The sequence below is a fragment of the Corynebacterium sp. HMSC06D04 genome (assembly GCF_001807315.1).
In the GTDB taxonomy this organism is placed as follows: domain Bacteria; phylum Actinomycetota; class Actinomycetes; order Mycobacteriales; family Mycobacteriaceae; genus Corynebacterium; species Corynebacterium simulans.
This window is the reverse complement of sequence record NZ_KV788526.1, coordinates 1-26008: the sequence shown is the minus strand read 5'-3', so window position 1 is coordinate 26008 and position 26008 is coordinate 1. Positions and strand designations below refer to the sequence as shown.

23 protein-coding genes are annotated in these 26008 nt (G+C 57.7%); 20 read left to right on the top strand and 3 right to left on the bottom strand.

What is annotated here, in order from left to right; genetic code table 11:
* The first annotated feature begins 84 nt into the window (after positions 1-84).
* The 14 genes from HMPREF3155_RS01215 to HMPREF3155_RS01150 all read left to right on the top strand — a co-directional run bounded on the left by HMPREF3155_RS01215 (position 85) and on the right by HMPREF3155_RS01150 (position 12257).
* A complete protein-coding gene (locus HMPREF3155_RS01215) occupies positions 85-1041 on the top strand; it encodes a carbohydrate ABC transporter permease (RefSeq protein ID WP_061920767.1) in 957 nt (318 codons plus the stop codon).
* A complete protein-coding gene (locus HMPREF3155_RS01210) occupies positions 1041-1862 on the top strand; it encodes a carbohydrate ABC transporter permease (protein WP_070432370.1) in 822 nt (273 codons plus the stop codon). Before HMPREF3155_RS01215 ends, HMPREF3155_RS01210 begins: the two co-directional genes overlap by 1 nt.
* Positions 1862-2227: a hypothetical protein gene (locus HMPREF3155_RS01205; protein ID WP_070432369.1), complete on the top strand. Its 366-nt coding sequence runs from the start codon at positions 1862-1864 to the stop codon at positions 2225-2227. Before HMPREF3155_RS01210 ends, HMPREF3155_RS01205 begins: the two co-directional genes overlap by 1 nt.
* Entirely contained in the window at positions 2227-2412 is a 186-nt protein-coding gene (locus HMPREF3155_RS13190) for a hypothetical protein (protein ID WP_061920760.1), read from the top strand. Before HMPREF3155_RS01205 ends, HMPREF3155_RS13190 begins: the two co-directional genes overlap by 1 nt.
* Positions 2409-3923, top strand: coding sequence for a maltose alpha-D-glucosyltransferase (treS, locus tag HMPREF3155_RS01195; RefSeq protein ID WP_070432368.1), 1515 nt, complete (start codon positions 2409-2411; stop codon positions 3921-3923). Before HMPREF3155_RS13190 ends, treS begins: the two co-directional genes overlap by 4 nt.
* 346 nt (positions 3924-4269) lie before the next feature.
* Complete coding sequence (locus HMPREF3155_RS01190) at positions 4270-5574, top strand: inorganic phosphate transporter (protein ID WP_061920756.1); 1305 nt, start codon at positions 4270-4272, stop codon at positions 5572-5574.
* 8 nt (positions 5575-5582) lie between these two features.
* Positions 5583-5885, top strand: coding sequence for a hypothetical protein (locus tag HMPREF3155_RS01185; RefSeq protein ID WP_061920753.1), 303 nt, complete (start codon positions 5583-5585; stop codon positions 5883-5885).
* 206 nt (positions 5886-6091) lie between these two features.
* Positions 6092-6343, top strand: coding sequence for a hypothetical protein (locus HMPREF3155_RS01180; RefSeq protein ID WP_061920751.1), 252 nt, complete (start codon positions 6092-6094; stop codon positions 6341-6343).
* A gap of 163 nt (positions 6344-6506) precedes the next feature.
* Positions 6507-8120, top strand: coding sequence for an acyl-CoA carboxylase subunit beta (locus tag HMPREF3155_RS01175; protein ID WP_070432367.1), 1614 nt, complete (start codon positions 6507-6509; stop codon positions 8118-8120).
* A gap of 119 nt (positions 8121-8239) precedes the next feature.
* Positions 8240-9541, top strand: a complete 1302-nt coding sequence (locus HMPREF3155_RS01170; protein WP_070432366.1) for a metallophosphoesterase family protein — start codon at positions 8240-8242, stop codon at positions 9539-9541.
* 80 nt (positions 9542-9621) lie between these two features.
* Entirely contained in the window at positions 9622-10956 is a 1335-nt protein-coding gene (locus HMPREF3155_RS01165) for a carboxyl transferase domain-containing protein (RefSeq protein WP_070432365.1), read from the top strand.
* Between the two features lie 13 nt (positions 10957-10969).
* Positions 10970-11164, top strand: coding sequence for an acyl-CoA carboxylase subunit epsilon (locus HMPREF3155_RS01160; RefSeq protein WP_061920746.1), 195 nt, complete (start codon positions 10970-10972; stop codon positions 11162-11164).
* 23 nt (positions 11165-11187) lie between these two features.
* Entirely contained in the window at positions 11188-11784 is a 597-nt protein-coding gene (locus HMPREF3155_RS01155) for a Maf family protein (protein WP_070432364.1), read from the top strand.
* A 50-nt stretch (positions 11785-11834) separates the two neighbouring features.
* Entirely contained in the window at positions 11835-12257 is a 423-nt protein-coding gene (locus tag HMPREF3155_RS01150) for a DUF3151 domain-containing protein (RefSeq protein WP_061920742.1), read from the top strand.
* Between the two features lie 88 nt (positions 12258-12345).
* On the opposite strand, the gene HMPREF3155_RS01145 is transcribed toward HMPREF3155_RS01150, so the two are convergent.
* Together HMPREF3155_RS01145 and HMPREF3155_RS01140 are read right to left on the bottom strand one after the other, a co-directional pair.
* Positions 12346-13443 carry a DUF4282 domain-containing protein gene (locus HMPREF3155_RS01145; RefSeq protein WP_070432363.1) on the bottom strand — a complete coding sequence of 366 codons (1098 nt, stop codon included), beginning with the start codon at positions 13441-13443 and terminating at the stop codon, positions 12346-12348.
* Between the two features lie 163 nt (positions 13444-13606).
* The gene (locus HMPREF3155_RS01140; RefSeq protein WP_070432362.1) at positions 13607-14659 is read right to left on the bottom strand and encodes a Cj0069 family protein; all 1053 of its coding nucleotides are present in this window, start codon (positions 14657-14659) and stop codon (positions 13607-13609) included.
* 397 nt (positions 14660-15056) lie between these two features.
* Here HMPREF3155_RS01140 and HMPREF3155_RS01135 point away from each other — a divergent pair, with 397 nt between their 5' ends.
* The 3 genes from HMPREF3155_RS01135 to HMPREF3155_RS01125 all read left to right on the top strand — a co-directional run bounded on the left by HMPREF3155_RS01135 (position 15057) and on the right by HMPREF3155_RS01125 (position 18411).
* Entirely contained in the window at positions 15057-15908 is an 852-nt protein-coding gene (locus HMPREF3155_RS01135) for a sulfurtransferase (protein WP_070432361.1), read from the top strand.
* Between the two features lie 151 nt (positions 15909-16059).
* Positions 16060-17829 carry an acetyl/propionyl/methylcrotonyl-CoA carboxylase subunit alpha gene (locus HMPREF3155_RS01130; protein ID WP_070432360.1) on the top strand — a complete coding sequence of 590 codons (1770 nt, stop codon included), beginning with the start codon at positions 16060-16062 and terminating at the stop codon, positions 17827-17829.
* Positions 17830-17847: 18 nt separating this feature from the next.
* Positions 17848-18411 carry a GNAT family N-acetyltransferase gene (locus HMPREF3155_RS01125; protein WP_070432359.1) on the top strand — a complete coding sequence of 188 codons (564 nt, stop codon included), beginning with the start codon at positions 17848-17850 and terminating at the stop codon, positions 18409-18411.
* Between the two features lie 89 nt (positions 18412-18500).
* Here the strand turns inward: HMPREF3155_RS01125 and HMPREF3155_RS01120 are convergent, their stop codons facing one another.
* Positions 18501-21932 (bottom strand): pyruvate carboxylase, encoded by a 3432-nt coding sequence (locus HMPREF3155_RS01120; RefSeq protein ID WP_062035766.1) that lies wholly within the window; start codon positions 21930-21932, stop codon positions 18501-18503.
* A 323-nt stretch (positions 21933-22255) separates the two neighbouring features.
* On the opposite strand from HMPREF3155_RS01120, the gene HMPREF3155_RS01115 reads away from it, so the two are divergent.
* From HMPREF3155_RS01115 to HMPREF3155_RS01105, 3 genes are all read left to right on the top strand, one after another.
* Entirely contained in the window at positions 22256-22663 is a 408-nt protein-coding gene (locus tag HMPREF3155_RS01115; RefSeq protein ID WP_158510261.1) for a peptidase inhibitor family I36 protein, read from the top strand.
* Positions 22664-22733: 70 nt separating this feature from the next.
* Positions 22734-23429 carry an ABC transporter ATP-binding protein gene (locus tag HMPREF3155_RS01110; protein ID WP_062035768.1) on the top strand — a complete coding sequence of 232 codons (696 nt, stop codon included), beginning with the start codon at positions 22734-22736 and terminating at the stop codon, positions 23427-23429.
* A gap of 46 nt (positions 23430-23475) precedes the next feature.
* Positions 23476-25824 (top strand): hypothetical protein, encoded by a 2349-nt coding sequence (locus tag HMPREF3155_RS01105; RefSeq protein WP_141748366.1) that lies wholly within the window; start codon positions 23476-23478, stop codon positions 25822-25824.
* Positions 25825-26008: the final 184 nt, after the last annotated feature.

Genomic DNA, 26008 nt, shown 5'->3' with positions numbered 1-26008 from the left:
AGGCACACCAGTTAGACTCTTACCCAACCAGTTAATCTCCAGCAGAAAGGCGTCCCCAGCGTGGCAGTAACAACGCCCACCGCCATGAAGCGCAAGCAGAATTTGCATGCCGCGGGACTTATCGCGCCGGCTCTCCTTGTGCTCGCCGTCGTCATCGGTTACCCAATCTTGCGTGCCATCTGGCTTTCTTTCCAGGGAAACCGCCACCTCAACCCCAAGACGGGAATCTTTGAAGAAGGCGGCTTTGCAGGCCTTGAGAACTACCTGTACTGGATCAATAACCGGTGTGTTTCCGGCACTGGGCAGATAGCGCAATGTCCTCCGGGCGTGATTGCCACGGATTTCTGGCCGGCGCTGAAGATCACGCTGTTTTTCACCGTGGTCACCGTCCTGCTTGAGACCATCCTCGGTATGTTCATGGCCATCATCATGAATGGCGAGTACAAGGGCCGCGGCCTAGTGCGCGCCGCAGTCCTAGTGCCGTGGGCTATTCCTACTGCCGTTACAGCAAAGCTGTGGCAGTTCATGTTCGCACCAGATGGCATCGTTAACTCCCTGCTCGGCACCGACATCGCTTGGACCACCGATCCTTTCTACGCACGTCTGGCAGTCATCATCGCTGATGTGTGGAAGACTGCCCCTTTCATGGCCCTGCTTATCTTGGCAGGCCTACAGATGATTCCGCGGGATGTCTACGACGCAGCCCGCGTCGACGGCGCAAGCCGAGTACAAACCTTTTTCAAGATCACGCTGCCGCTGGTGCGCCCGGCGCTGATGGTTGCGATTTTGTTCCGCACGCTCGACGCACTGCGCATGTACGACCTTCCTGTCATCATGATTTCGGCTTCTTCCAACGCCCCTACTGCCACTATCTCCCAGCTAGTGGTTGAGGATATGCGCCAAGGCAACTTCAACTCGGCTTCTGCGCTGTCCACTCTCATCTTCTTGCTCATCTTCGTCGTGGCCTTCATTCTGGTTCGCTTCTTGGGGGCCGATGTTTCTGGCAGTAAGCGCGGTGCGAATAGGAAGGCGGCCAAGTAATGAAAAAGTTCGGACACTACGCAGGCATCATCTTCATCATGTTCTGGGGGCTTGCGCCCTTCTACTGGATGGTCATTACTGCGCTTCGCAATAAAGACCACACTTTCGACACCACGCCGTGGCCTACCCATGTCACCTTGGAGAATTTCCAGGATGCACTGGCTACTGATAAGGGCAATAACTTCCTTGCCGCTCTCGGAAATTCCATGGTCATTTCGCTGGCCACCACCGCCATCGCGGTCGCAGTAGGCGTATTCACTGCTTATGCTTTGGCGCGCTATAACTTCCCCGGCAAGGGTATCGTTACCGGCATAATTCTGGCGGCTTCCATGTTCCCCGCCATCGCCTTGGTTACCCCGCTTTTCCAGATGTTTGGCAACCTCGACTGGATCGGCACCTACCGCGCGATGATCATCCCGAATATTTCCTTCGCGCTGCCGCTGACGGTTTATACCTTGCTAAGCTTCTTCCGGCAGCTGCCCTGGGAGCTAGAGGAAGCCGCCCGCGTCGACGGCGCTTCCCGCAGCCAGGCTTTCCGCCTGGTTCTGCTCCCGCTCGCGGCACCGGCACTGTTTACCACCGCCATCATTGCTTTCATCACCACGTGGAATGAGTTCATGTTGGCGCGCCAGCTCTCGAATGATTCCACTGAGCCGGTCACCGTGGCCATCGCCCGCTTCTCCGGCCCTTCCGCGTTCGAATACCCTTATGCCGCTACCATGGCCGCCGGCGCGCTTGTCACTATCCCGCTCATCATCATGGTGCTCATCTTCCAGCATCGCATCGTCGCCGGTCTCACCGCCGGAGGTGTAAAGGCCTAATGCTTAAAAACCTAGGGATTGCCGTATTTTCTGCTTGTCTAGCTCTAGCCAGCGCTGCGTGCGCGCCTTCGGAGGAGGAGCAAGTCGCAGCAAGCCAAGCTGAGTCCGTGGGCATGCCTGCCCCACTCATCTTGAGCCCAAAGGAGCTATCTGGTCAGACCTTCGACCTAAAAATCGATGAGGTCCTCGTCATCACCGAGTCCGCAGGTCTCGATGCCGAGATTAGCAATCCCGAAGTCGCTGAATTTTCCCCGGCGCGCACTGATGGCGCCACGGAATACAACGCCAGCGTTCGCGCATTAAAGGAAGGCGCTACCGCCATCCAATTGTCCGACGGAACCGCGTTCAACCTCAAAGTCAGCTAATGCGTCGGGCTTTATTGTGGGACACTGCTCTAGGCTTTGTTGGCTTCTTTGCCTTCCTTGCCTTAATCCAAGCAGTAATCAATCTCTTCTCTGTCTCTCCCGCCATCTGGCCCGGTTTATTGGCCGGCGGCCTATGCACCATTGAATATCTACTCTGGCGCGCAAAAAGAAAGGACCTCGCATGAATTGGTACGAAAACGCCATCTTCTACCAGGCCCTCGTCGGCTCTTTTAAGGACGCGGGTCCCAGCGGCGGCCAAGGCGTCGGCACGCTCCAAGGCGTCATCGAAAAGCTTGACTATCTACAGTGGCTCGGCGTCGATTGTCTCTGGCTTTCGCCTTTCTATGCCTCCCCTTTGAAGGATGACGGCTACGACATCGCCGATTACTACGCCATCCACCCCGATTACGGCACAATGGAAGACTTCGAGCAGCTCGTAGCCGAGACCCACAAGCGCGGCATGCGTTTAATGACGGACCTCGCTCTCAATCACACCTCGACCGAGCACGAATGGTTCCAAGCGTCCCGCCGCGATCCTGCGGGCCCTTACGGCGATTACTACGTGTGGGGAGACGATCCGAACCGGTATCCCGAAATCCGCATCATCTTCACCGACGTCGAAGATTCCACTTGGGCCTGGGATGAGGTGCGCGAGCAGTACTACTTCCATCGCTTCTACTCGCACCAGCCGGATCTCAACTATGACAATCCTGCAGTCCACGAGGAAGTCTTCCGCATCGTTTCTTTCTGGATGGACAAGGGCCTAGACGGCTTCCGCTTGGACGCCATCCCCTATCTCTATGAGCGTGATGGCCAGGGAGGCGAATCTCTTCCGGAGACCATCGCGTTCGTCGAGAAGCTACGTGCCTTCATGGATGAGAACTATCCGGAGGCTGTCATGGTGGCCGAAGCCAACCAGCCGCCGAAAGAAACCATGGAGTTCTTCGGCACCGGCAATCGCGTCCACATGGTCTTCAACTTCCCCCTGATGCCGCGTATCTATGAGGCACTTGCGCTTGGCGACGCCACCCCCCTCTACGCCATCATGGATGAAATCCCCGAGCTACCTGCCGGCTGCCAGTGGGGCACCTTTCTGCGCAACCATGACGAGCTAACGCTCGAAATGGTCGACAATGCCAGCCGCGAGCTAATGTATCGCCATTACCTTCCGGATGAGCAGATGCGTGCCCACGTGGGTATTGCCCGCCGCTTGGCTCCGCTTCTGGGAAATGACCGGCGCAAGATTGAGCTTTTCTTCTCGCTTTTGCTTTCCATGCCGGGTTCGCCTTTCTTCTACTACGGCGATGAAATCGGCATGGCGGATTCTCCTTCACTTCCAGACCGCGACGCAGTGCGCACCCCTATGCAATGGGCCCCTGGCGACGGCACTGGCTTCACCACGGCCCCGCACCCGCGCCGCCCAATCGTGGGCGGCACGAAGATCAACGTCGAAGAGCAAAAAACGGATCCGACATCGCTGCTCAATACCGTGCGCGAACTCATTGCCCAGCGAAAGGCCTTCCCCGAGCTAGCAAGCGCCCCCTTCGAGGCGGTTGAAACGGGCGAAGCAGGCATCTTTGCGTTCCAGCGGGGCGGCCTTCTGTGTCTGCACAACTTCACCGCGGACGCCGTCGATCTGGGCCCGGTGGAATTAGGGCCATTTGGCTACGCTTGGCTGCCCATCGAGGACCAATAAGCCAGTGAATAAATAGGACTGAATAAATAGGACCTAAACGGAAAATGAATATCAGTCGGGGGTGCACTCCCCCGCCTTAGGTAAACAATAGGTTAACGCGATATGTATACAGCGGGAATCTTCACCAAAGACCGACTGTCTAATGATTTAAATGCCGAACATAAAGCGCAAAACCCAAGGTCATGGCAACCATTGAGAGATTAGACCCAATCCCATGAGGGGTTTACTCTATACCGTTGTTAGTTAGGAACGCGGTTGCGACACTGTCGCCGAGTTTGATCTCGGCCGTCACGCCACGCTCCCTCGCTCGAGAAGAACCGAAGAACCTTGGAAAGGGGTCGCGCCCGTGACAGCGACACTAATCATCTTGGCCATCGTGATCGTCACTGCCCTTGCCTTTGACTTCACCAACGGCTTCCACGACACCGCTAACGCAATGGCCACCTCCATTGCCACCGGCGCCCTAAAGCCATTTACCGCAGTCACCATTTCCGCATTGCTCAACCTGCTCGGCGCCTTTCTTTCCGTTCATGTTGCCGCAACCGTGGCAAAAGGCATCGTCAACCTTGATTCCTACGATCTCTCTGTCGCAACCGATGGAGAAGCACTCCTAATGGTCGTATTCACCGGCCTCATTGGCGGCATCTTCTGGAACCTATTTACATGGCTCCTCGGAATGCCATCCTCTTCTTCCCACGCCCTTTTCGGCGGCCTCATCGGTGCAGCCTTTGCTGCCCTCGGCAGCGGCGGCGTTGCATGGTCTTCCATCGCCGGCAAAATCATCATCCCAGCAATCGCATCCCCTTTCATCGCCGCCATGGTTTCGGCCTGCGGCACCGCGCTGGTCTACTGGGTTACTAACACCATCCCGGAGCGCGTAAAGAACGAGCACTTCCGCCACGGCCAGATCGTCACCGCATGCCTAGTTTCCCTGGCACACGGCGCAGGCGACGCACAGAAGACCATGGGCGTAATCTTCTTGGCCCTCGTCGCAGCTGGTGAGGCAAATGCCGATCAGCGCATCCCAACCTGGGTCATCATTGCCTGTGCAGTGGCAATCGCAGCCGGCACCATGTCTGGCGGCTGGCGCGTCATCCGCACCCTGGGCAAGGGCTTGGTGGAAATCGAGTCCCCACAGGGTATGGCCGCCGAGGCTTCTTCCGCAGCCATCATCCTCACCTCCGCCGCTGGCGGCATGGCACTGTCTACCACCCACGTTTCCACCGGTTCCATCCTCGGTACCGGCCTGGGCAAGAAGGGCGCACAGGTCCGCTGGGGCGTTGCAATGCGCATGGTTTCCGCATGGCTAATCACCCTGCCTTGCGCTGCTGCAGTCGGCTTCGCCACCTGGTGGATTGCACGCCTGGTTAGCGGTGCAACCAACACCCTGACTGGCGCCATCGTCGACGCCATAATTTTGCTCGCCATGGTCGCCGTAATCCTGCTGCGCGCTCGCCGCAACCCAGTGGATGCATCCAACGTCAACGATGACTGGGACGCTGACGCTGAGTCTGTTGACTCCTCCATGCAGGCTCACGACAAGGTTGCCGCCGGCGTTGCCACCGGCAACGCCCCGGGCGCCGCGAATGGCGCACACGGCGTCGTCGACGACGCTTCCAGCTCCGCCCACGAAGTCTCCCAAGGAAAGTAGGAATCGCCATGACCGCAATGGAAATTCTCGTCGCTATCACCCGCGTCGCCGGCTTGGCACTAGCCTTCGGCGCTGGCATCCCGCTCCTTTTCGCCTTGGGCATGCGTTGCATGACCGGTGACCCAATCCGCAACAGCGACGGCGTCATCGTCGGCGACACCGAGGCCTCCGCCCAGATGAAGGTTTTGGGCTGGACCGTCTACGCAGTCTTGGGCGTAATCATCCTGATTGCCATCTCTTGGATTGCTAAGGATTCGATTCACAATTACTTCGGAATTGAGCTCTTCCCGGGTCTTTCCAGCAAGCATTAAGACAGGACTTAAAACAAAGTTCCTCAAGCGTTAAGTTAACGAAAAGTTAACTAACACGGAACTAAAGGTTGCTAAACTAGCGGACCGAGCGTACCATCGAGTACTTATCAGCTCGTCCGCTAGTTTCTTTGTTTTTACCTACATTTATTTTCCCTACCCCTAGCGGCCGAAGATTCATTGTCCAGATCGAAAGAAGGTGAGCATCAATGAATACCATCAACGGACTGATTAACTCGTTCGCAACCACATTCAAGAGCGCCACCGGCACGGGCCTTGACGCCTTGGACGCAACCCCTATGGAAGCCCTCGTCACCGAGGAGCTCGTCAACCGTGGCACCACACCGGCCACGACGGATGACATCATTTCCGTATTCAACTCCATCGCCGGCCGCGCACCGCGCACCGAAGAGGTCTACGAGGTGGAGCTCTTCCTCATGGATTTCGGCCTCGCAGCCTAAATCCCCCCAGCCCCAAACCGTAAAGTGCCTAGCTTTTCTACGAAGGAAAGCTAGGCACTTTTCTTTGCCCCACATCACTTAGCAGCACAAACTAGTTTTGTGAGGGAAATCACCTGTGTTTCGAGGTGTAAAACCACGAGGGCATTCTTTAAACTCTGAAAACATGACTATTTCCTCACATTTGACCTCCCTCGAGGATGAGCAAGCTGCCACCACTGCCGGAAAAATCGCCGAACTTAAGCGACGCCGCGAGCAAGCCGCCGCTCCGCTCAGCAAAAAGGCCTACGAGAAAGTCCACGCCGCTGGCCGTTTGACGGCGCGCGAGCGCCTTGACTACCTGCTCGATGAAGGCTCATTCGTCGAAACCGATATGCTCGCCGTGCACCGCACCTCCGATTTCGGCATGGGCGCGAAAAAACCATTAACCGACGGAATCGTTACCGGCTGGGGAACCATCGATGGCCGCGAGGTCTGCATCTTCTCCCAAGACGGCACCGTCTTCGGCGGCGCGCTCGGCGAGGTTTATGGCGAGAAGATGGTAAAAATCATGGAGCTTGCTGTAACCACCGGCCGCCCGCTCATCGGCCTTTATGAAGGTGCCGGTGCCCGCATCCAAGATGGCGCAGTCTCCCTCGACTGGATCGCGCGCACCTTCTACCAAAACGTCAAGGCCTCCGGCGTGGTCCCACAGATCTCCGTCATCATGGGCGCTTGTGCCGGTGGCAACGCCTACTCCCCTGCCTTGACTGACTTCGTCGTTATGGTCGAGGAAAAGTCCAAGATGTTCGTCACCGGCCCCGACGTCATCAAGACCGTCACCGGTGAAGAAATCACCCAGGAGGAACTCGGCGGCGCCTCCACTCACATGCAATCCGCCGGTAACTCCCATTTCACCGCCGCCACCGATGAAGAAGCCCTCGACTGGGTCCACGACCTTTTGACCTATCTCCCCTCCAATAACCGCCAGCGCGCACCTTTTGAGCCCTATGAAGAACTCGGCGATGAAACCGCCGATGACCTCATTCTCGACGAGATCATCCCTGATTCCCCTACCCAGCCCTACGACGTCAAGCACGTCATCGAAGCCATCACCGACGACGGCGAATTCCTCGAAATCCAGGCAGAACGCGCCGAAAACGTCGTCGTAGCCTTCGGCCGCGTCGAAGGCCAAACCGTCGGTTTCGTGGCCAACCAGCCGCAGGTCTTCGCTGGCTGCCTTGATATCGACTCCTCCGAGAAGGCGGCGCGCTTCGTCCGCGCCTGCGACGCCTTCAACATCCCCATCGTCATGCTCGTCGATGTCCCGGGTTTTCTGCCCGGTGCCTCCCAAGAACACGACGGCATCCTCCGCCGCGGCGCCAAGCTTCTCTACGCCTACGGCGAAGCCACCGTACCGAAGATCACTGTCACCCTGCGCAAGGCCTACGGCGGTGCTTATTGCGTGATGGGCTCCAAGGGGCTTGGCGCAGACGTCAACCTCGCATGGCCGACCGCCCAAATCGCGGTCATGGGCGCCGCCGGCGCCATCGGCTTCATCTACCGCAAGGAGCTCAAGAAGGCCCGTGAAGAAGGCCTCGACGTCGAAGAGCTCGCCAAGTCCTTTGAACGCGAGTACGAAGACCACATGCTAAACCCCTACAAGGCGGCAGAACGCGGGCTAATAGACGCAGTGCTCCTTCCTTCTGAAACCCGCAGTGCTATCACTCGGAACCTGCGCCTTTACGCTGACAAGAACGTCCCCCGTCCAGCGCGCAAGCACGGCAACGTCCCGCTCTAGATAGTTTCTCCCTATTCTCCTATTCTTCATCTGGCGGCCATTGCCCGGATACCAAAGCGCCCTAGTCTCCAACTGTATTTCAAAAATTTCTTATTCAATAAGGAGACTAGGAAAGCTCTATGTCCAAGATTAAACGCCGCAATTTCCTCTCAGGTGCCTCTCTTCTCGGGCTTGGCGCCGTAACTTCAAACCGGAGCACAGCAGTCGCGCAAGATGCTTCGTTTCCCTTAGATAGCCCCTCGCAAGGCAATCAAACGCCATCTCGTCTGGAATTCAATTCCGACGGTTCCTTTAAAGTCATTCAGTTCAATGACACTCAAGATGATCACCTAACCGATAAGCGCACAATCGAGTTCATGGAGCACGTTCTCGACGCAGAAAAGCCAGGGTTTGTGCTTATCAACGGCGATGTCATTTCCGCCGGCCCAACCACCCCAAAGCAGGTCTACCAAGCCATCAATAACGTGGTGCTGCCAATGGAAAGCCGTGGTATCCCCTGGGCCGTTACCTTTGGCAACCACGACGAAGATTCCGCAGAGGAGGGCGGCACTGGCGTGCGCCACCAGCACATGACGCAGTTCGTGCGTTCCTACCGCCACAACCGAAACGCGCCTGCCTCGTCCGGCGGCTATGGTGCTTCGAATACGCATCTTGCGCTTTACGACGCCGCGACTGCTCGCTTCAGCTTTTGGCTTCTCGATTCTGGCCGCTATCACCCGGAGACCATCGGTGGACAAGATGCAGCAGATCTGCCGGCCTATGATTACATTCACCCAGAGCAGATTGCGTGGTACGCACAGCAGTCGGATGCGCTGGCCGCGGCGACAGGTTCTCAGGTCGAAGGGCTTATGTTCTTCCATATTCCTACCTATGAGCACCGCGACATGTGGTTCGGCGGCCGGCTCAAGAACGGTCTGCTTGACCACGCGAAAGCGGTAGAGAAGCATGGAATCAAAGGAGAAAAGAACGAAGACTGCTATGTAGGCGCCTTCAATTCTGGTATTTATGCCGCGGCCCAGGCCCGTGGCGACATTCGCGGAATCTACTGCGGCCACGACCACATCAACACCTACATGGGCAACTATTACGGCATCGAATTGGGCTACGGCCCGGGCACCGGTTTCGGGGCCTACGGTCTCCGCGACGGCACATTAGCGCAGCACTCATTGCGTGGCGCACGCGTGTTTGAGTTTTCCGCCAATGCTGAGTCTGTCTATACCGGCACCCGAGTAATCTTTGCCAAAGACATTGGAATGGACATGGCCCCTGCCAAGCAGCCGCTTAAAGAACCAGCGGCGCTTCCGGAATACGTGAAGCTTCCGGAAGTCGATGATGCTTCCGGTTCCCCAGGCGAACCTGAAGAAAACGGATCTTCGCAATCTTCGTGGGGGCTTTCTAGCCTAAGCTCGAGTTCGTCCTAGCACTGGGCGCCATATGATTTCACGCCATGCGTTCACCGCGAGGTGAGCGTATGGCGCCCAAGCTTGTAGACTGCATATCTATGACTGACATGAAGACCACCGCTGGCAAGATTGAGGACCTGAGCAATAAACTCACCGAGTCCCGAGCGCCACAGGGCGAGGTCCCTGCCGCACGTAGCGCGATTACCGCGTTATTCGATGCCGGCTCCTTCGTCGAAACCGACGCACTGGCGCGTCACCGCTCCACCGACTTCGGCCGCGAGTATGACCGCCCTTATACCGATGGCGTTATCACCGGCTATGGCACGGTTGGCGGCCGCAAGGTATGTGCTTATGCACAGGACGCGACCATCTTTGACGGCACCATGGGCGAGGTTTATGGCGAGAAGATCACCAAGCTTTATGACCTTGCCATTAAGACCGGTGTTCCTATCGCAGCCATGGTCGCCGGCGACAAGCCCCGCGCCCAGGAAGGCATCGTTTCCTCCGCAATGCAGGCGCGCATCCTGGCCCGCGCCACCACGGCTTCTGGCCTTATCCCGCAGGTCACCGCGGTCTACGCCGATTCCAAGGATGCTTCGCTGGTCGCTGCGCTTGCCGACGTAACCATTGCTCCCGACGGCCATCTCAGCGCCAGCTCCGAAGCCAATGAGATCGCCTTGATCCAGCAGGTTTTGAGCTATCTGCCGGCGAATAACCGCGCTGAGGCCCCGCGCACGGATGCCCCGCTCATGGTGGGCTCCGTCGAAGAAAATATGTCTGCGGACGACGAAGCCCTCAACAGCATCGTCAGCGATTCCGGCGAAGTTGACCTGCACGCAGTCGTCGAAGCAGTCTGCGACGATGTCTTCGAGCTCGAAGCTAAAGTTGAAGGCGTCTTTACCGGCTTCGGCCGCGTCGAGGGCCGCACCGTGGGCATCATCGCCAACCGTGCAACTTTCGACGCCGCGGCCTCCGCCAAGGCGGCACGTTTTGTCCGCCTCTGCGATGCCTTCAATACGCCAATCCTCGAATTCGTGGATGCTCCTGCCCTGCAGCTTGAAACCGCAGCGCTGGCGAAGTTCGTGCATGCCTACTCCGCCGCGAGCGTCGGCAAGCTCAGCATCATCGTGGGCCGTGCGCACGGTACTGGCTACATCGCTTTCGGCTCCAAGGACCTGGGCGCAGACTTGTCCTACGCCTGGCCGACCGCCGAAATCGCAGTTGCCGACGCCGCCGCATTGGCCCAGGAGCTCGAGATTTCTGAGGAAGAAGCAGCCGAGTACCTAAGCCCGTATCAGGCAGCCGAGCGCGGCCTGGTGGATGCGGTTATCACTCCCGCCGCGACCCGCGCTTCCATCATCGAAGCGCTGCGTCTTCTGGAACGTAAAATTGTCCCTACTTTGCCGAAGAAGCACGGCAACATCGTCTTGTAATAAGGAGAACACCATGACCGCTCCCCTGATTAAGGTCCTCAAGGGTAACCCCTCTGACGAAGAAGTCGCAGCGCTTTCCGCAGTTTTGACCCAGCTGGATGCCGATGCCCGCGCCAAGGCCGCAGATACCCGCGCTACCCGCGATCTCTGGGGCCAGCCGGGACAGACCTATAACCCGTCCGCGTTCCGTAACGTGCGCTACTACTAAGCGCCAAGGTTGAAGCCGAAATCATGCGAATTGTCCTCGCTTCTCAATCCCCGTCCCGCGCCTCCATCTTGCGCGGGGCCGGGGTTGAGCCCGTTTTAGCCCCAGCACACGTCGACGAAAAGGCCATCGAGGCGTCGCTAAGCAGCACCCCGCCTGCCGACGTCGTCGCGGCCCTTGCCACCGCAAAGGCCGAAAAGGTAGCGCCCGATTACCCCGCAGACGTTGTCATCGGCGGCGACTCAATGCTGCTTTTGGATGGCCAGCTGCAAGGCAAGCCGCACACCGAGCAGGCCACCGTGGAGCGCTGGCGCGCCCAAGCCGGCCACTGCGCCGAGCTGTTAACCGGTCACTGCATCATCCATGGCGAAAAGCGCCACGTGGAGACCTCCCGTACCAAGGTCTTCTTTGCATCTGCCACCGAGCATGACATCGCCGCCTATGCGGCAACGGGCGAGCCCTTGGAATGCGCCGGCGCCTTCACCTTAGAGGCTCTCGGCGGCTGGTTCATTGACCGCATCGAGGGCGATCCCTCCTCCGTCATCGGGCTTTCCCTGCCGGTAGTCCGGCGCGCGCTATATTCCTTTGATCTTCATGCCTCGGACTTCTGGAACGCGGCTTAGTTTCCCTAGCCATCTGCACCACCAAGCGGATTGGCGGTAGGGTTGCGGGCATGGAAATGAAAGACATGCTAGCCCCTGCCCCTATTGAGTTGCCTGCCGATCCAGGCGCGGATTCCGTTTCCGACCTGCAGGCCGGAATCGTCGCACACCCTAATTCCCCACTGCTGTGGGCGCTGCTGGCGGAGCAGGAGCTAACCCGCCTGCGTGAGGACGAGGCCCTGCCGATTGCCTACATCACCGCTTATGCCTACGCACGCACGGGCTACCACCGCAGCCTCGACCGCCTGCGTGGCAACGGCTGGAAGGGCTGGGGCCCAGTTCCTTATGCCCACGAGCCGAACCAGGGCGTTCTGCGCGCCATCGCGGCTCTCGCGCACGCTGCACAGGCAATCGGTGAGCAAGACGAGTACGACCGCCTCCGCCAGATGCTTTCCGACGCCGACCCAGACTGCGTAGCCCGCCTCCTCGACTAAATCGAATAGCTAAAACTTAAAAAGCCTCGGTCTCGGCTCTTGAAAAGAGCACATGAGACCGAGGCTTTTTAGCTGGCAGATGAAGGGCTTACTTATCCGCTTCTGCCAGTTCGACGAGTTTCTTAGCGTTCTCCGTGGTCTGGATGTTGGAGACGAAGAACTCAAGCACGAGGCGAACCTGAATGAGGTAAATCAGCAGACCCAGGGTGCCGAAGATGAGGTGGCCCAGGATCATCATTGCAGCCATGCCACCGCCAGCAGAGGACGAGCCTGCAAGATCGCCCATGATGCCGGTTAAGGAGCCGCCCGTGACGGCCACGAGGAGGCCACCGATCCAGGACAGAACACCGACCACAACTGCGATCACGTAGATGATGGATGCAAACTTCACGGTGATGAAGCTGGAGAACTTGAAGTCAAACAGGGACTTAAAGAAGTTATCCTTCGGCGCCTGCGGGTACTGGTTGAAGCCCTGCATTTGTGGGTTGTAGCCTTGCTGGTTCTGCTGGCCCGGCTGCCCCTGTGGCTGGAAGCCACCGAAGCCCTGCTGGTTCTGCTGGCCCGGCTGCCCCTGTGGCTGGAAGCCGCCAAAGCCCTGCTGGTTCTGCTGGCCTGGCTGGTTCTGTGGCTGGTTCTGCGACTGGAACTGCTGGTTGAAGCCGCCCTGGTTGAAGTTGCCGGCCGGCGGAACTGGCTGACCAAAGCTGGACTGGCCAAAACCATTGCCTGCGTTGTTATTGCCTGTGTTGTTCACGCCGTTTGCGCTACCTGCATTATCAGCGCTGTGACTGTGGGAGCCCAATGCAGAGCTTGCGGGCTCGGCGGAAGCGCTGGCAGCCTGAGCGTTCTCAGAGCCAAAGCCCTGGGCATAGTCGGAGCTGTTGTAGGAGGCTCGGTTGAAGTCGGACTGGCCGAAATCAGAGGAAGTCTCACCGAAGTTCACGGTTTCTTCGCTGCCGGTGCTGTGCGCGCCGCCGAAGCTCGATGCCTCGGAGGAATCAGAAGCGCCGAAGGAAGAAGCACCGAAATCGGACTGGCCAAAGTCAGACTTGCCAAAATCAGAGTTTCCAAAATCGGAGTTGCCGAAGTCGGAATTACCGAAGGAAGAGGAGCTCATTGCGTCCTCAGCAGCGTGCTGTGGATTCTGGTCGGAGTTGTTTTCTCCGAACTTGTCTGGGTTGGTCATATGAGAGACGTTCCTTTCAATTTATTAAGTACGCACAAAAGAAACTACAACACGCTGCACGATTCGGCAGCCCAATGGGAAATACTCCCTTTATAAGGGGCATATAAAAACCCTGCTTCCACCACCTTCGGGGAAACAGGGTTTGCAAAAGTAAGAGGAGACCTTAAGCGCGCTTTGCCTCAACTCGCTTGATGGCTTCAGCAGCAACCTTCTGCTGAATGCCCATGTCGAGCTCGGAAGTAAAGCCCACGCAGGAGCAGTTGATCTCGCCAAGGACGTAGGTGTCCTCGCCATTCTCGCCGTCGGCAAGCATGAAATCAGCAGTCCAGATCAGCGGGATGTTGTCACCGCCAAGCTTTTCTGCAATGACCGGACGAACCTCGGCAAACATGTCTACAAGTTCCTGCCAAGCTTCGGGCTTGTCATAGGTGTACTTAGCGCCGGAAAACAGTGTGGCGGAGAAGTTGTCGCCGCCTTCAGCCGGCTTCTTGTGCACCACGAAGACTGGGTCAGGGCCGACTAGGAGGATACGGATTTCTCCCTCGACGATGCGCGGCATGAAGCGCATATCAACGAGCATGCCGTTGTCACCGATAATGTACTGGTCACAGAAATCCATGAACTCGCCGAGCTCGCGAACCTCGGTGTGGTTATCCACTGCCTCGGTGCACTTAAGCTTGGTCTCTAGCGGCAGTGCGGTGCCAGGTTCTACCTCAAGGGACTTGTCCTCGAGCTGGACACGCCAGATGCCTTCGCCCGTCGAACCACGGTTTTGCTTCAGCACGCGCTCGCCGTAAGACAGCGAGGTGGGGAAAGTGTCGTGGAATGATTCAACGTCGTAATATGCCGCGGTATCGGAAGGTACAAGCTCAGTGTCATTGAGCTTGACCAATGCATCCTTAGCACCGTAGGCCATCATCTCATACGGAGTGAACATGCCAACCAGGCCAGCTTCAGAAAGCTTGGTCAGCAGATCGAAGTAGCCTTTCTCGCCGCCTGGGATATTACCCGGGTTCACGCGGGAGATATAAGCGTCGAAGTTTTCGGTGACGTACTCGAAGATGCGCTCAGACCACTCTGGACGGAAGAAGACGACCTCAGAGTGCCAGCCTGCGTCCTTGATGGACTCGACGATGGGCATGGTGTCCTTGCGGTGGCCGTTGAGCTGCTTGTCAGATCCGCCCTCGACCTCGAAGACGACGATTGCCTTGTGCACAGCAATTCCCTTTCGTTTGGGGGTTGTGGGTGATGGTCCGGTACGCCAGCGGCTTTCTGTGGACGCTTCGTGTTTTAGACAGTATTTAAGCGATTCAAGCGATTTACGCAGCGTTTTGTACCGCACCACACCCTAAAAATAACGCAGGTTTGCACCTCCTCGCTGGGTTGTTAACCCCGCATTAACCCCGGTACGTTTTCGCCGCTAAAGACGTATTTAGGCACTTGACCTGCAGGCTTGTTATAACCAGTGATTGTGAGGCACGACCATCAGCAAGAAAATGTATGCAACGCCACAATGTTCGGCTCAAGGTGACCAATTTAAGGGCTTAAGCGTTAGAGTTGTTGTGTTTAGAGAGATCTCTTTTATAAACCCCATTTAGAAAGGAAACCGGACCGTGGCCGAGTTCGATCCACATCCCCCATTCCAGGAATATGCGCACCCAGAGCGCCTCGTTTCCGCACCTTGGCTCTCCGCTAGGCTCGGCACCAAGGGCCTGCGCGTTATCGAAGTAGACGAGGATTCCCTCCTCTACGACATCGGACACATCCCGACCGCCTCGCGCATTAATTTCCAAACCGAGCTGCTCGATCCCCTCACCCGCGACGTCGTCGATGCAGCCTCCTTCTCCCAGCTCATGCGAGACAAGGGCATTAAGCGGGAAGACACCGTTGTTATCTACGGCGACAAAGCCAACTGGTGGGCAGCCTACGCCCTGTGGGTATTTGAACTTTATGGCCACCCTGACGTCCGCCTGCTCGACGGCGGCCGCGACGCGTGGGTTACCGAAGAGCGCGATACCTCTTTCACGGTTCCAGACTTCCCAGAGTCCGATTACCCAGAGGTAGAACGCGACGACGCCACCTCCCGCGTCTTTGTAGACCAGATGCGCGAGACCGCAGCAAAGCTCGTCGACACCCGCACGCCTGAGGAGTACGGCGGCGAGCCTTCCACCGGCGAGTCCACATATGGCACCACCATGCGCCACGGACACATTCCGGGCGCCGCCAACTTGGAATGGGATCGCTCCGTTTACCCGAATGGCTGTTTCCGCGCGCTTTCTGAGCTCAGCGTCAACTATGGCAACCTCGAGCCAGAAACCGAGACCATCCTCTACTCCCATGTTGGCGCGCAGGCCGCCCACACTTGGTTCGTGCTGACCTTCCTGCTGGGATTCAAGTCCACGAAGGTCTACGACGGTTCGTGGGCCGAGTGGGGAAACATGGTTCGCATGCCAATCGAGAAGTAACTTCTCCGTTCAACACGCCGATTTACTCCCGTATCCTCGCTGGTGCGGGAGTATTTTTGAGAGCAAAACCAGAACTTGACGGTTTACTCATGTTTTTGTGTGCAAGAATAGTGAACAGTCCAATACGATTTTTATCAGGAGGGTTCCTGCCGTGGCAGTTGAAACCAAGAAGATCACCAAGGTGCTAGTTGCTAACCGCGGTGAGATTGCAGTCCGCGTCATCCGTGCCGCGCGCGACGCTGGCATCGCCTCCGTCGCCGTTTATGCAGAGCCAGACGCCGACGCACCATTTGTTGCGCTTGCCGACGAAGCCTTCGCCCTAGGTGGGCAAAACTCCGCCGAGTCCTACCTTGTCTTCGACAAGATTCTCGACGCCGCCGCCAAGTCCGGCGCAGACGCCATTCACCCGGGCTACGGCTTCTTGTCTGAGAACGCCGACTTCGCGCAAGCGGTTATCGACGCCGGACTTATCTGGATCGGCCCTTCCCCACAATCCATCCGCGACTTGGGCGACAAGGTCACCGCTCGCCACATCGCTGAGCGTGCCGACGCCCCGATGGCGCCAGGCACTCCAGACCCGGTTAAGGATGCAGCCGAGGTAGAAGCCTTCGCCGACGAACACGGCCTGCCAATTGCCATCAAGGCCGCCTTCGGTGGCGGCGGCCGCGGAATGAAGGTCGCCTATGAGCGTGACGAAGTAGCAGAGCTCTTCGAGTCCGCTACCCGCGAGGCCACCGCCGCATTCGGCCGCGGCGAGTGCTTTGTCGAGCGCTATCTCGACAAGGCTCGCCACGTCGAGGCACAGGTACTGGCTGACCAGCACGGCAACGTGGTCGTCGTCGGCACCCGCGATTGCTCCCTGCAACGCCGCTTCCAAAAGCTGGTGGAGGAAGCCCCTGCCCCGTTCTTGAGCGATGAGCAGCGCACCGCCATCCATGAGTCGGCCAAGCGCATTTGCCGCGAGGCTGGCTACTTTGGCGCTGGCACCGTCGAGTACTTGGTCGGCTCCGATGGACTAATCTCCTTCCTCGAGGTCAACACCCGCCTGCAGGTGGAACACCCAGTCTCTGAGGAAACCACCGGCCTGGACCTGGTGCGCGAGCAGTTCAACATTGCAGAGGGCGGTGAACTTTCTATCACCGAGGATCCCACCCCGCGCGGCCATGCTTTCGAGTTCCGCATCAACGGCGAGGACGCAGCAACAGGCTTTATGCCAGCACCGGGCACCATCGTTTCCTACAGTGAGCCCTCCGGCCCAGGCGTCCGCGTGGATTCCGGCGTGCGCGAGAACACCGTCATCGGCGGCCAGTTCGACTCCATGCTGGCCAAGCTCATCGTCTGGGGTCCAGACCGCGAGACCGCGCTTGCCCGTGCACGCCGCGCCCTGACTGAGTACACCGTCGAGGGCCTTCCGACCGTCATCCCGTTCCACCAGGCCATCGTCAACGACCCTGCGTTTAGCGCCGAGAACGGTTCCTTCGATGTCTACACCAAGTGGATTGAGGAAGAGTGGGTAAACGAACTGCCTGCCTACGTCGACGTTGAAACCCCAGAGGAAGAGGAGGCAGCAGCCTCCCAGAAGTTCGTCGTCGAAGTCGGCGGTCGCCGCATCGAGGTAGCACTCCCAGGCAATCTCCTGCTGGGCGGCGGCGCACCCCGCAAGAAGTCCAAGAAGCGCCGCGGCTCTAGTTCTAAGACCGCCGCGTCTGGCGACGCCGTCGTAGCACCGATGCAGGGCACCGTCATCAAGGTTGGCGTTGAAGAAGGACAGGAAGTCGCAGAAGGCGACGTCGTGCTCATCCTCGAAGCCATGAAGATGGAAAACCCAGTCAAGGCCCACAAGGCCGGCACCGTCACTGGCCTCAGCGTCGAGCAGGGCGCCCAGATCAACAAGGGCGCCCCATTGCTGGAGATCAAATAGCACACTAGAGTCGGTGGAATGACCGCCAACGACTCTTTGTATGTGGTCCGGCTGGCCAAGGAGCCAGACCGGACCTACCTGTCTCGTCTGCTCTTCCTCGCTGATGTTTTAGGCGACGAAGAGGCCGCCGTCCCTGACTTCCACACAGCAGACGTGGGCCTGTACATCGACGAATGGTCGCCGCTTGTCGACGGCGGCTGCATCGCCGTTTCCAGTCATAACGTACCGATGGGCGGTGCGTGGCTGCGCTACTACACCGGTGCGCGCAAAGGTGCGGCGTACCTGGGCAACCCGGAAGCAGAGCCTTTCGACGAATCCCAGTGGGCAACCCGTTTTGCCCCGGAGGAAATCCCCGAGCTATTCATCGCGGTGGAATACCGCTACCGTGGCTTAGGCGTGGGCCGCCGCCTGCTGCGCAACATTTGCGACCTCGCTGAGGCCCAAGAGGCCCCCGCGATTGCACTGTGGGTCGACCCCGAGAACCCTGGTGCCCGCAAGCTCTACGAATCCGAAGGCTTCGAAGACATCACTGTCCCCGGTGATTCGGAGGCGCCCACCATGGTCAAGTACTTCGCCCACTAGGTTGCAACCGCGCAGAATAGAGCGCCCTTCCCGCCGACGCTTCAAAGGTCAGCGGAAGGGGCGCTCTTCTGTTGCCAGCTTTTAGCTGATTAGTTAATGACCACGATGAGGTCGCCACCTTCAACCTTGGTGGCCTGGCCGATGGCTACGCGCTCGACCTTGCCGTCCTTGGTTGCGGAGATGGAGGCTTCCATCTTCATGGCCTCGATGACGGCGACTTGGTCGCCGGCCTTGACCTCGTCACCAGCCTTCACGGTGGCGTTGACCACGCCCGCGAACGGCGCGGCCACGTGGCCGTCGTTGGACGGGTCGGCCTTCTCCACGGTGGCCACCGAGGACTCCACGTTTTTGTCGCGGACCTTCATCGGGCGAATCTGGCCATTGACGTTGAGCACAACGTTGCGCATACCCTTCTCATCCGGCTCGCCGAGGGCGTCGAGACGCAGCGTGATCGTCTTGAGATCCGCACGATCGTTGGAGCCATCCGGGAAGTAGTGGACGATGTACTCGTTGCCCTCTTCCAAGCCGTAGAGGAAGACGGTGTCCGTGAGCGCCTCAGTGTTGCCAAAGGTGCGGCGGAACTCATTGAACTCCTCGAACTGCTTCGGGAAGAGCAGTCGGTTCAGGGACGCACGGCGCTCGTCAGAGTTGTCGGAGACCAGGTGAGCTTTCTCCTCTTCCGGTACTGGCTTGACGGAGACGTCGCCAGGCGCGCGGCCCTCAAGGACCTTGTCGCGCAGCGGTGGCCAGCCACCTGGAGGGGTACCGAGCTCGCCGCGAAGGAACGCGATGACGGAATCTGGGATGTCGTACTTGGTCGGGTCGGCCTCGAAGTCTGCTGCGTCGACGCCCGCACCCACGAGGTGCAGCGCGAGATCGCCGACGACCTTCGAGGACGGAGTGACCTTGGTCGGACGGCCAAGCATCTCATTGACGGCGGCATAGGTGTCCTCGATGACCTCGAAGCGGTCCTCCAAGCCCAAGGCCGTGGCCTGCGCGCGCAGGTTAGACAGCTGTCCACCGGGGATCTCGTGGCGGTAGACACGGCCGGTCGGGCCAGGAATGCCCTTCTCAAACGGACGGTAGAGCTGGCGGACAGCCTCCCAGTAAGGCTCGAGATCGGAGACGGCTTTCAGATCGATGCCGGTGTCGCGCGAGGAGTTGGAGAACGCCGCGATGATGGCGGACAGCGAAGGCTGCGAGGTGGTACCAGCCAGCGGTGCGGAAGCACCGTCGACGACGTCCGCACCAGAGAGCGCCGCAGCGTAATAGGTAGCCAGCTGGCCACCCGCGGTGTCGTGAGTGTGGACGTGAACCGGCAGGTCGAATTCCTTGCGCAGCGCCATGACCAGCTTGGAAGCAGACTCAGGGCGCAGCAGGCCAGCCATATCCTTAATGGCCAGCACGTGGGCGCCGGTGTTCACGATTTCCTCAGCCAGCTTCAGGTAGTAGTCCAGCGTGTAGAGCTTCTCCCCCGGCGAGCACATGTCGCCCGAGTAGGCCATGGCAACCTCGGCCACGGTGGTGTTGGTCTCCAGGACAGCGTCGATAGCCGGGCGCATCTGGGTGACGTCGTTCAGCGCATCGAAGATGCGGAAGACATCAACTCCGGACTTGGCAGCTTCCTGAACGAACGCGTTGCACACGTCGTTTGCATACGGGGAGTAGCCGACGGTGTTGCGGCCACGCAGCAGCATCTGGATGTTCTGGTTCGGCATTGCCTCACGCAGCAGATCCAGGCGGACCCATGGGTCCTCCTTGAGGAAGCGCATGGCGACGTCGTACGTTGCGCCGCCCCACGCCTCGACGGAGAAGAGCTCCGGGGTCATGCGCGCGACAGCCTCAGCAGCGGTGACCAAGTCGGTACCGCGCACACGGGTGGCCAGCAGGGACTGGTGCGCATCGCGGAAAGTGGTGTCGGTGACAGCCAGCGCGGACTGGGCACGAATCTTCTCAGCCCACTTCTTTGGACCGAGCTCCAGCAGCTCATCGCGGGAACCGCGCGGCAGTGGCTGGGACTTGTCGAAGGTAGGAATCTTGTCGAAAGGACGCAGCTTGGTCGGGCGCTCGCCGTTTGGCTTATTGACCGTGACATCAGCGATGTAGTCGATGATGCGGCCGGACTCATCCACTGCCGGCGGAGCCTTGAGCAGGTCTGGGTGCTCCGGGATGAAGCCGGTGTCCACGCGTGTGGCTACGAAGTCAGGCTCGCGCAGCAGGGCGCGCAGGAAGCCGATGTTGGTGGCCACGCCGGAGACGGTGAACTCGTTGAGCGCACGCTGCGCACGAGCAACTGCTTGCTCGAAGGAAGCGCCACGGCAGGTCATCTTGACCAGCAAGGAGTCGAAGTTCGGGGAAATCTCCGCACCGACTGCGGTTGCGCCGTCGAGACGTACGCCTGCGCCGCCCGGAGAGCGGTAGGTGGTCAGGGTGCCGGTGTCTGGGCGAAAGCCGTTGGCTGGGTCCTCAGTGGTGATACGGCACTGAAGAGCAGCGCCGGTAAGGGCGATCTCTTCTTGGCGCAGGCCGAGCTCCTCAAGGGAGACACCAGCGGCGATCTGCATCTGGGACTTCACAATGTCCACGCCGGTGACTTCCTCGGTCACGGTGTGCTCAACCTGCACGCGCGGGTTCATCTCAATGAAGACGTGGTTGCCCTTCTCATCCACGAGGAACTCAACGGTGCCGGCACCTTCATAGTTGATGTGCTGGCAGAACTTTACGGCATCGGCACAGATGCGGTCGCGCAGCTGCGGATCCAGGGTCGGGGCGGGAGCGATCTCGACGACCTTCTGGTGACGGCGCTGCACGGAGCAGTCACGCTCGAAGAGGTGTACGACGTTGCCCTGGGAGTCCGCCAGAATCTGCACCTCAATGTGCTGGGGCTTGATGACGGCCGTCTCGAGGTAGACGTGGCCGTCGCCAAAAGCCGCCTCTGCCTCGCGGGAAGCCTCAGCACACTTGGTCTTGAGCTCGGCCTCGTTCTCGATGAAACGCATGCCGCGTCCGCCGCCACCGGCGACGGCCTTGACAAATACCGGGAAGGTGAAGTCCTTGGCGTAACCGGCCAGTACATCGGGGTCCGTGGAAGGCTCGGAGTCCTGCAGTGTCGGCAGGCCAGCTTCTTTCGCCGCGCTGACCGCAGCAGCCTTATCACCGGTTAGGTCCAACGTGCTTGGCGTTGGACCAATAAACTTAATGCCATTGTCCTCACACGCACGGGCGAGATCCGCGCGTTCAGAAAGGAAACCGTAGCCTGGGTAGATGGCATCCGCCCCGGACTTCTTGGCGGCGCGAATGATTTCATCAATATCCAGATAAGCCTTCACCGGCTGGCCCTCAGTACCGATACGGACAGCCTCATCAGCGAAGGCGCGGTGGAAGGAGTTCCGGTCCTCACGAGGGTAGACCGCGACGGTCTTAGCCCCAGTCTCAAAGGCAGCACGGAATGCGCGCACGGCAATTTCGCCACGGTTGGCTACCAGAATCTTTTTGAACGATGGAAGCGCGGGATTAGCCACTTCTGTGTTCCTTTCAACTCGGAAGGCGCTGAAATACAGCGTCTCCACTCGGGTGATCCGCATCTCAGTTTAGAGAGCTGCCCCTAAAATGTCTGCCCTTTTCTACGCCGAATTCGCCACACATACCAGCAGTGGAGTGACGCCCTAGGGGATTTCTGCAGCTCGACCAGTAACAACAGACTTACGACCCCTGTAAACCTTGCAAATTTTTTCCTCAACAAGATTCAGCGGACCCCACCTTAGGTTTACGAAGAATTCACCTTCTCTACATGAAAGTTTCCTTTTAATTAATTCCTATTTATATTCAGAGAGTTATTTTCTTAGTGCGCACTCAGCGCACATTCCACCAGTCTCTAACAAGGAGAGAAAATGAGAATAAAAAACTCGCTACAGCTAGCGCTATTATCGCGGCACTAAGCGGTATCGCTGTACCGACAGCCAACGCCTCGGCAAGTGAATGCGGCGGAGGCCTTGTATGCATTTTCAATGAAGCGAACTTCGGAGGGTTCCTGGGATCCCGTGGCCCAGGAATCGGAATTATGAATGTTTCGCGCAACGCTAATGACAAGACGTCATCGTGGATCAATAACACCGGAGGCCATGCCGCTTGGTATCAGCACGCCAATGGCGGCGGCAAGTGCCACACCATGACCCCATTTTCCAATAACAATTATGTGGGCTGGTGGGACAACGACACCCTCACCTCCTGGCGCACCAATCGGGGCTGCTAAGTAATCAATCGTTAGCTGGGAAGAAGGACGAAATTCACCTTTCTTCCCAGCTTCAATACTTCAGAATGAAATGACCCATATTCGCATTCACCAAGTTCATAAAACGCTCGGCTCCGGCCCTAAAGCTACTCACGCACTCAAAGGAGTTTCTTTAGAAGCAGAAGCTGGAGAATTCATTGCCATCTCCGGAAAAAGCGGTTCAGGAAAAACAACCTTTTTGGACGCCCTGTCCGGACTAATATCCGTCAACTCGGGCTCCATCACGGTTGACGGAATCAGGGTAGACACCGCGTCCGAAAAGGACTTGCTTCGACTACGCAGGGAGGTTGTTGGCGTTGTCCACCAATCCGATCTCATCATTCCCGAGCTAACCGCGGCAGAAAATGTACAACTCGTCCTCTCAGCGGCAGGATACGAGGCTACAGAAGCTCGAACGGCGGCCGAATCCCTCCTAAAACAGGTAGGACTCGAGGGGTTAGAAACTCGATACCCCGACGAATTGTCCCGCGGGCAATGCCAGCGGGTGGGTATTGCCCGTGCATTGAGCGGGAAACGGTCCGTCCTATTGGCAGACGAGCCTTCTGCTGCCCTGGATGAACAAAACTCGCGAAGCGTATTCGCCTTGTTCCAAAAACTCGCTAGCGAAGGAACGACCATCATTACCGCTTCCCATGATCCGATCGTACTGGAGTATTGCACGCGATCTTTCACCCTGATCGACGGCCTACTGCACAACGACCAAGAAGCGGAGAAGTCACTTGGTTAGTCAACTTCTGTTTAAAATCACCAAGCAGCAACCCAAAGTGCGCCTTATGTACGCACTAGCCGCGCTCAGTATTCTTCTCCTTGCTGCAACGGCCACAAGCTCAATGCTTATGACAATGTCCGTCGAGCAACACGTCGCATCCAATCTAGGCGATAACCAGCAGAGAGCAGACGCACCCTGTTCACTTGCTCTAGGCGACAAAATCGACGATTGCCTATCCTCACCGGAAGATCCCGAACGGTTCTCTCGTGAACTTATATCGCAGGATTTCTACACGGACGCTGACCCCGGTCGCAGGATGACATACGCAGAAGGTGATTGGGAAAGCCACGGTTCCAGCTACGGCTTAACCTTGAAATCAGGGCGGTGGCCAACTTCACCCGGGGAAATAGTTGCAACCACGCCTAGCGGCATTTCCGAGGAAACAGAGGTCAGTGCCTTTAGCAGCAACCTCAAGGTAAACGTGGTCGGCACCGTCACAAATGAGTTTATGCCGAAGGCAAGCGCTGTTTATGCGGCCCCAGGTACCTGGGATCTCACTACTTCACCTGTATCTCCATCAAGCGTTGGAGCACGCCCAATGCTTTTGGATAACCAGTCCTCGAACCTGAGCGAACTGGAAAAGACAATGAACCGCATTGCACACAGTGATAATGCCGAGCTCAGTGCCAAAGAGGCAGTGAAACTGTCATACCTCTCTAAGCAATCGCTGGAAGAACAACCTCCCAAAAGCCTCCTTGATGAATACTCGTTTTTCTTCGGTGCGTTTGCGTTTGTCTTGCCGCTGTTCTTCTCCGCTTTCTTAACGACTACTCAACGCCGCGCACTCAAAACTCCAGCTACTTCACTACATCAACTCGGAATTGCCAGAAAGAAGTTGTGGAGTATCTTTCACCTCCGTCTTCTTTTCCTAGTTCTATCCATTTCAACCTGCGCTATTGTCACCGGCGCACTCATTCCCCACCTCTTTAGGAACCAACTAGCAAAGCTGGGATCCGTACCCGGGCGAGATTTCGCACTCCCCTGGAAGTGGTGTTGCTTGCTGCTCGTCTCCGCAGTACTTCCGCCAATTTTTAGCGCGCTGACAACCGTGCTTCCAGTACGATTTCATAAAACTCACGCTGCTGAACATAAGCTTTCCTCGAAATGGAAAAGAGCGTCGGCTGGGATCATCCCCACTTTGTGCGGCATAGCACTAGCAACCGTGCTATTCGCAGGGGTAGTCGGTCCGGAAATTTTCACAACCCTAGCCCCGATCCCCACGTTGGCGCTCGCTTTTGCGGTGGCGCTCCTTTTGACTATTTCGATTAAAAGCAATGCCCCCACGTCACCGAGTCGTCTTGCTCGGCGGTTTTTGAGTTCACACCGTTTTCTTCCACTTATTGGGCTGGGCTTATTATCCAGCACGGTTGGGATAGCCATTTTTAGCAGCAGTCTGGCCGCTAGCATGACCGCTTCGGAAGCTGAATCCTATGCACCAATTGTCCCACCTGACCAGGCAATCTTAACTCTGCCAGCTGAGACGGACTCCGTAAATGGAACTGCACAGAATTCTTTAGTCGCCCAAGGTGACCTGCCCGAGCCTATTTCCGTGCAGCGACTTTCCGCAGGACTACCGATGGATCCCAATATCTCAGGAGCTTTTGGCGTTCTATCCGTTCACGATATCGATAGTTGGGAAAAGCTTACCGACGAAAGACTAACTTCTGACGAAAGGAAAACTCTTGAACGCGGCGGCGTTCTCGTACGCGACGAAAAGCTTGTCGACGCCTCCCACACACAGATCACTGATTCAAGCGGAAAGTCGCACATCCTCGATGCCCAAGAGAGTTCTTTTGGACATTACTGGGGCAGACAAGTTGGAGGTGTCGTTTTAGAAGCTACGGCTCAGCAGCTTGGGCTTCCTACTAATTCACCCCTCTGGGTATTCGACGGATTATCCGCCCAAAAGGCAGAACGTGTGCCAAAAGTCGCAAACGAACTTGGCATACCGCCCGAAGACATCCAGCTTTCCAAAGGTTACGAAACCGAGACCCCCTTATCGTTCTACATCAGCCTTACGGCAGCTCTACTTTCCGCTATTGCCATAGCCTTGGTGGTTTCACGCGGACTGAGTAGCAGTATGAAAGCGTTACATACCGCCTTTTTCCATCTAGGGCTTAGCCGTGATTGGAGCATCAAATCTCTTTCGTGGGCCATAAGCTTTATCTGTTTTAGCTCCCTAGTAATCGGAACCTTTAGCGGTCTCGCTCCTTTAGCAGGATTTAGCTTTCTACTTGGCGACGGCTTTCTATTCGCCATCGATTGGACAGCAATGGGATTAACCATAATCGCAGTTCTACTTGGCACTGTCATCGGAACATTCGCTCAACGAAACCGTCTTAACCAGCGCTAATTGCCGATTCACTCAGCCCGCAGTCACATCTACCGTTGACCGTGGGCACCTTCCGTTATGTGGTTACCCACATAGGTAGTAAACCCATAAACCAGAAAGGGAATCTCTATGCCACTTTCACAGAGGTCTGCGTAATGAGTGACACCCGGCCTGTCAGATGCGAGTTTTTGGTACCGGTGTTCTG

Bases quoted from the DNA above. Each gene is read 5' to 3' on its own strand.
- HMPREF3155_RS01215 (WP_061920767.1), top strand. From the start codon at position 85: ATGAAGCGCAAGCAGAATTTGCATGCCGCGGGACTTATCGCGCCGGCT.
- HMPREF3155_RS01210 (WP_070432370.1), top strand. From the start codon at position 1,041: ATGAAAAAGTTCGGACACTACGCAGGCATCATCTTCATCATGTTCTGG.
- HMPREF3155_RS01205 (WP_070432369.1), top strand. From the start codon at position 1,862: ATGCTTAAAAACCTAGGGATTGCCGTATTTTCTGCTTGTCTAGCTCTA.
- HMPREF3155_RS13190 (WP_061920760.1), top strand. From the start codon at position 2,227: ATGCGTCGGGCTTTATTGTGGGACACTGCTCTAGGCTTTGTTGGCTTC.
- treS (WP_070432368.1), top strand. From the start codon at position 2,409: ATGAATTGGTACGAAAACGCCATCTTCTACCAGGCCCTCGTCGGCTCT.
- HMPREF3155_RS01185 (WP_061920753.1), top strand. From the start codon at position 5,583: ATGACCGCAATGGAAATTCTCGTCGCTATCACCCGCGTCGCCGGCTTG.
- HMPREF3155_RS01180 (WP_061920751.1), top strand. From the start codon at position 6,092: ATGAATACCATCAACGGACTGATTAACTCGTTCGCAACCACATTCAAG.
- HMPREF3155_RS01175 (WP_070432367.1), top strand. From the start codon at position 6,507: ATGACTATTTCCTCACATTTGACCTCCCTCGAGGATGAGCAAGCTGCC.
- HMPREF3155_RS01170 (WP_070432366.1), top strand. From the start codon at position 8,240: ATGTCCAAGATTAAACGCCGCAATTTCCTCTCAGGTGCCTCTCTTCTC.
- HMPREF3155_RS01165 (WP_070432365.1), top strand. From the start codon at position 9,622: ATGACTGACATGAAGACCACCGCTGGCAAGATTGAGGACCTGAGCAAT.
- HMPREF3155_RS01160 (WP_061920746.1), top strand. From the start codon at position 10,970: ATGACCGCTCCCCTGATTAAGGTCCTCAAGGGTAACCCCTCTGACGAA.
- HMPREF3155_RS01155 (WP_070432364.1), top strand. From the start codon at position 11,188: ATGCGAATTGTCCTCGCTTCTCAATCCCCGTCCCGCGCCTCCATCTTG.
- HMPREF3155_RS01150 (WP_061920742.1), top strand. From the start codon at position 11,835: ATGGAAATGAAAGACATGCTAGCCCCTGCCCCTATTGAGTTGCCTGCC.
- HMPREF3155_RS01145 (WP_070432363.1), bottom strand. From the start codon at position 13,443: ATGACCAACCCAGACAAGTTCGGAGAAAACAACTCCGACCAGAATCCA.
- HMPREF3155_RS01125 (WP_070432359.1), top strand. From the start codon at position 17,848: ATGACCGCCAACGACTCTTTGTATGTGGTCCGGCTGGCCAAGGAGCCA.
- HMPREF3155_RS01110 (WP_062035768.1), top strand. From the start codon at position 22,734: ATGACCCATATTCGCATTCACCAAGTTCATAAAACGCTCGGCTCCGGC.
- HMPREF3155_RS01105 (WP_141748366.1), top strand. From the start codon at position 23,476: ATGTACGCACTAGCCGCGCTCAGTATTCTTCTCCTTGCTGCAACGGCC.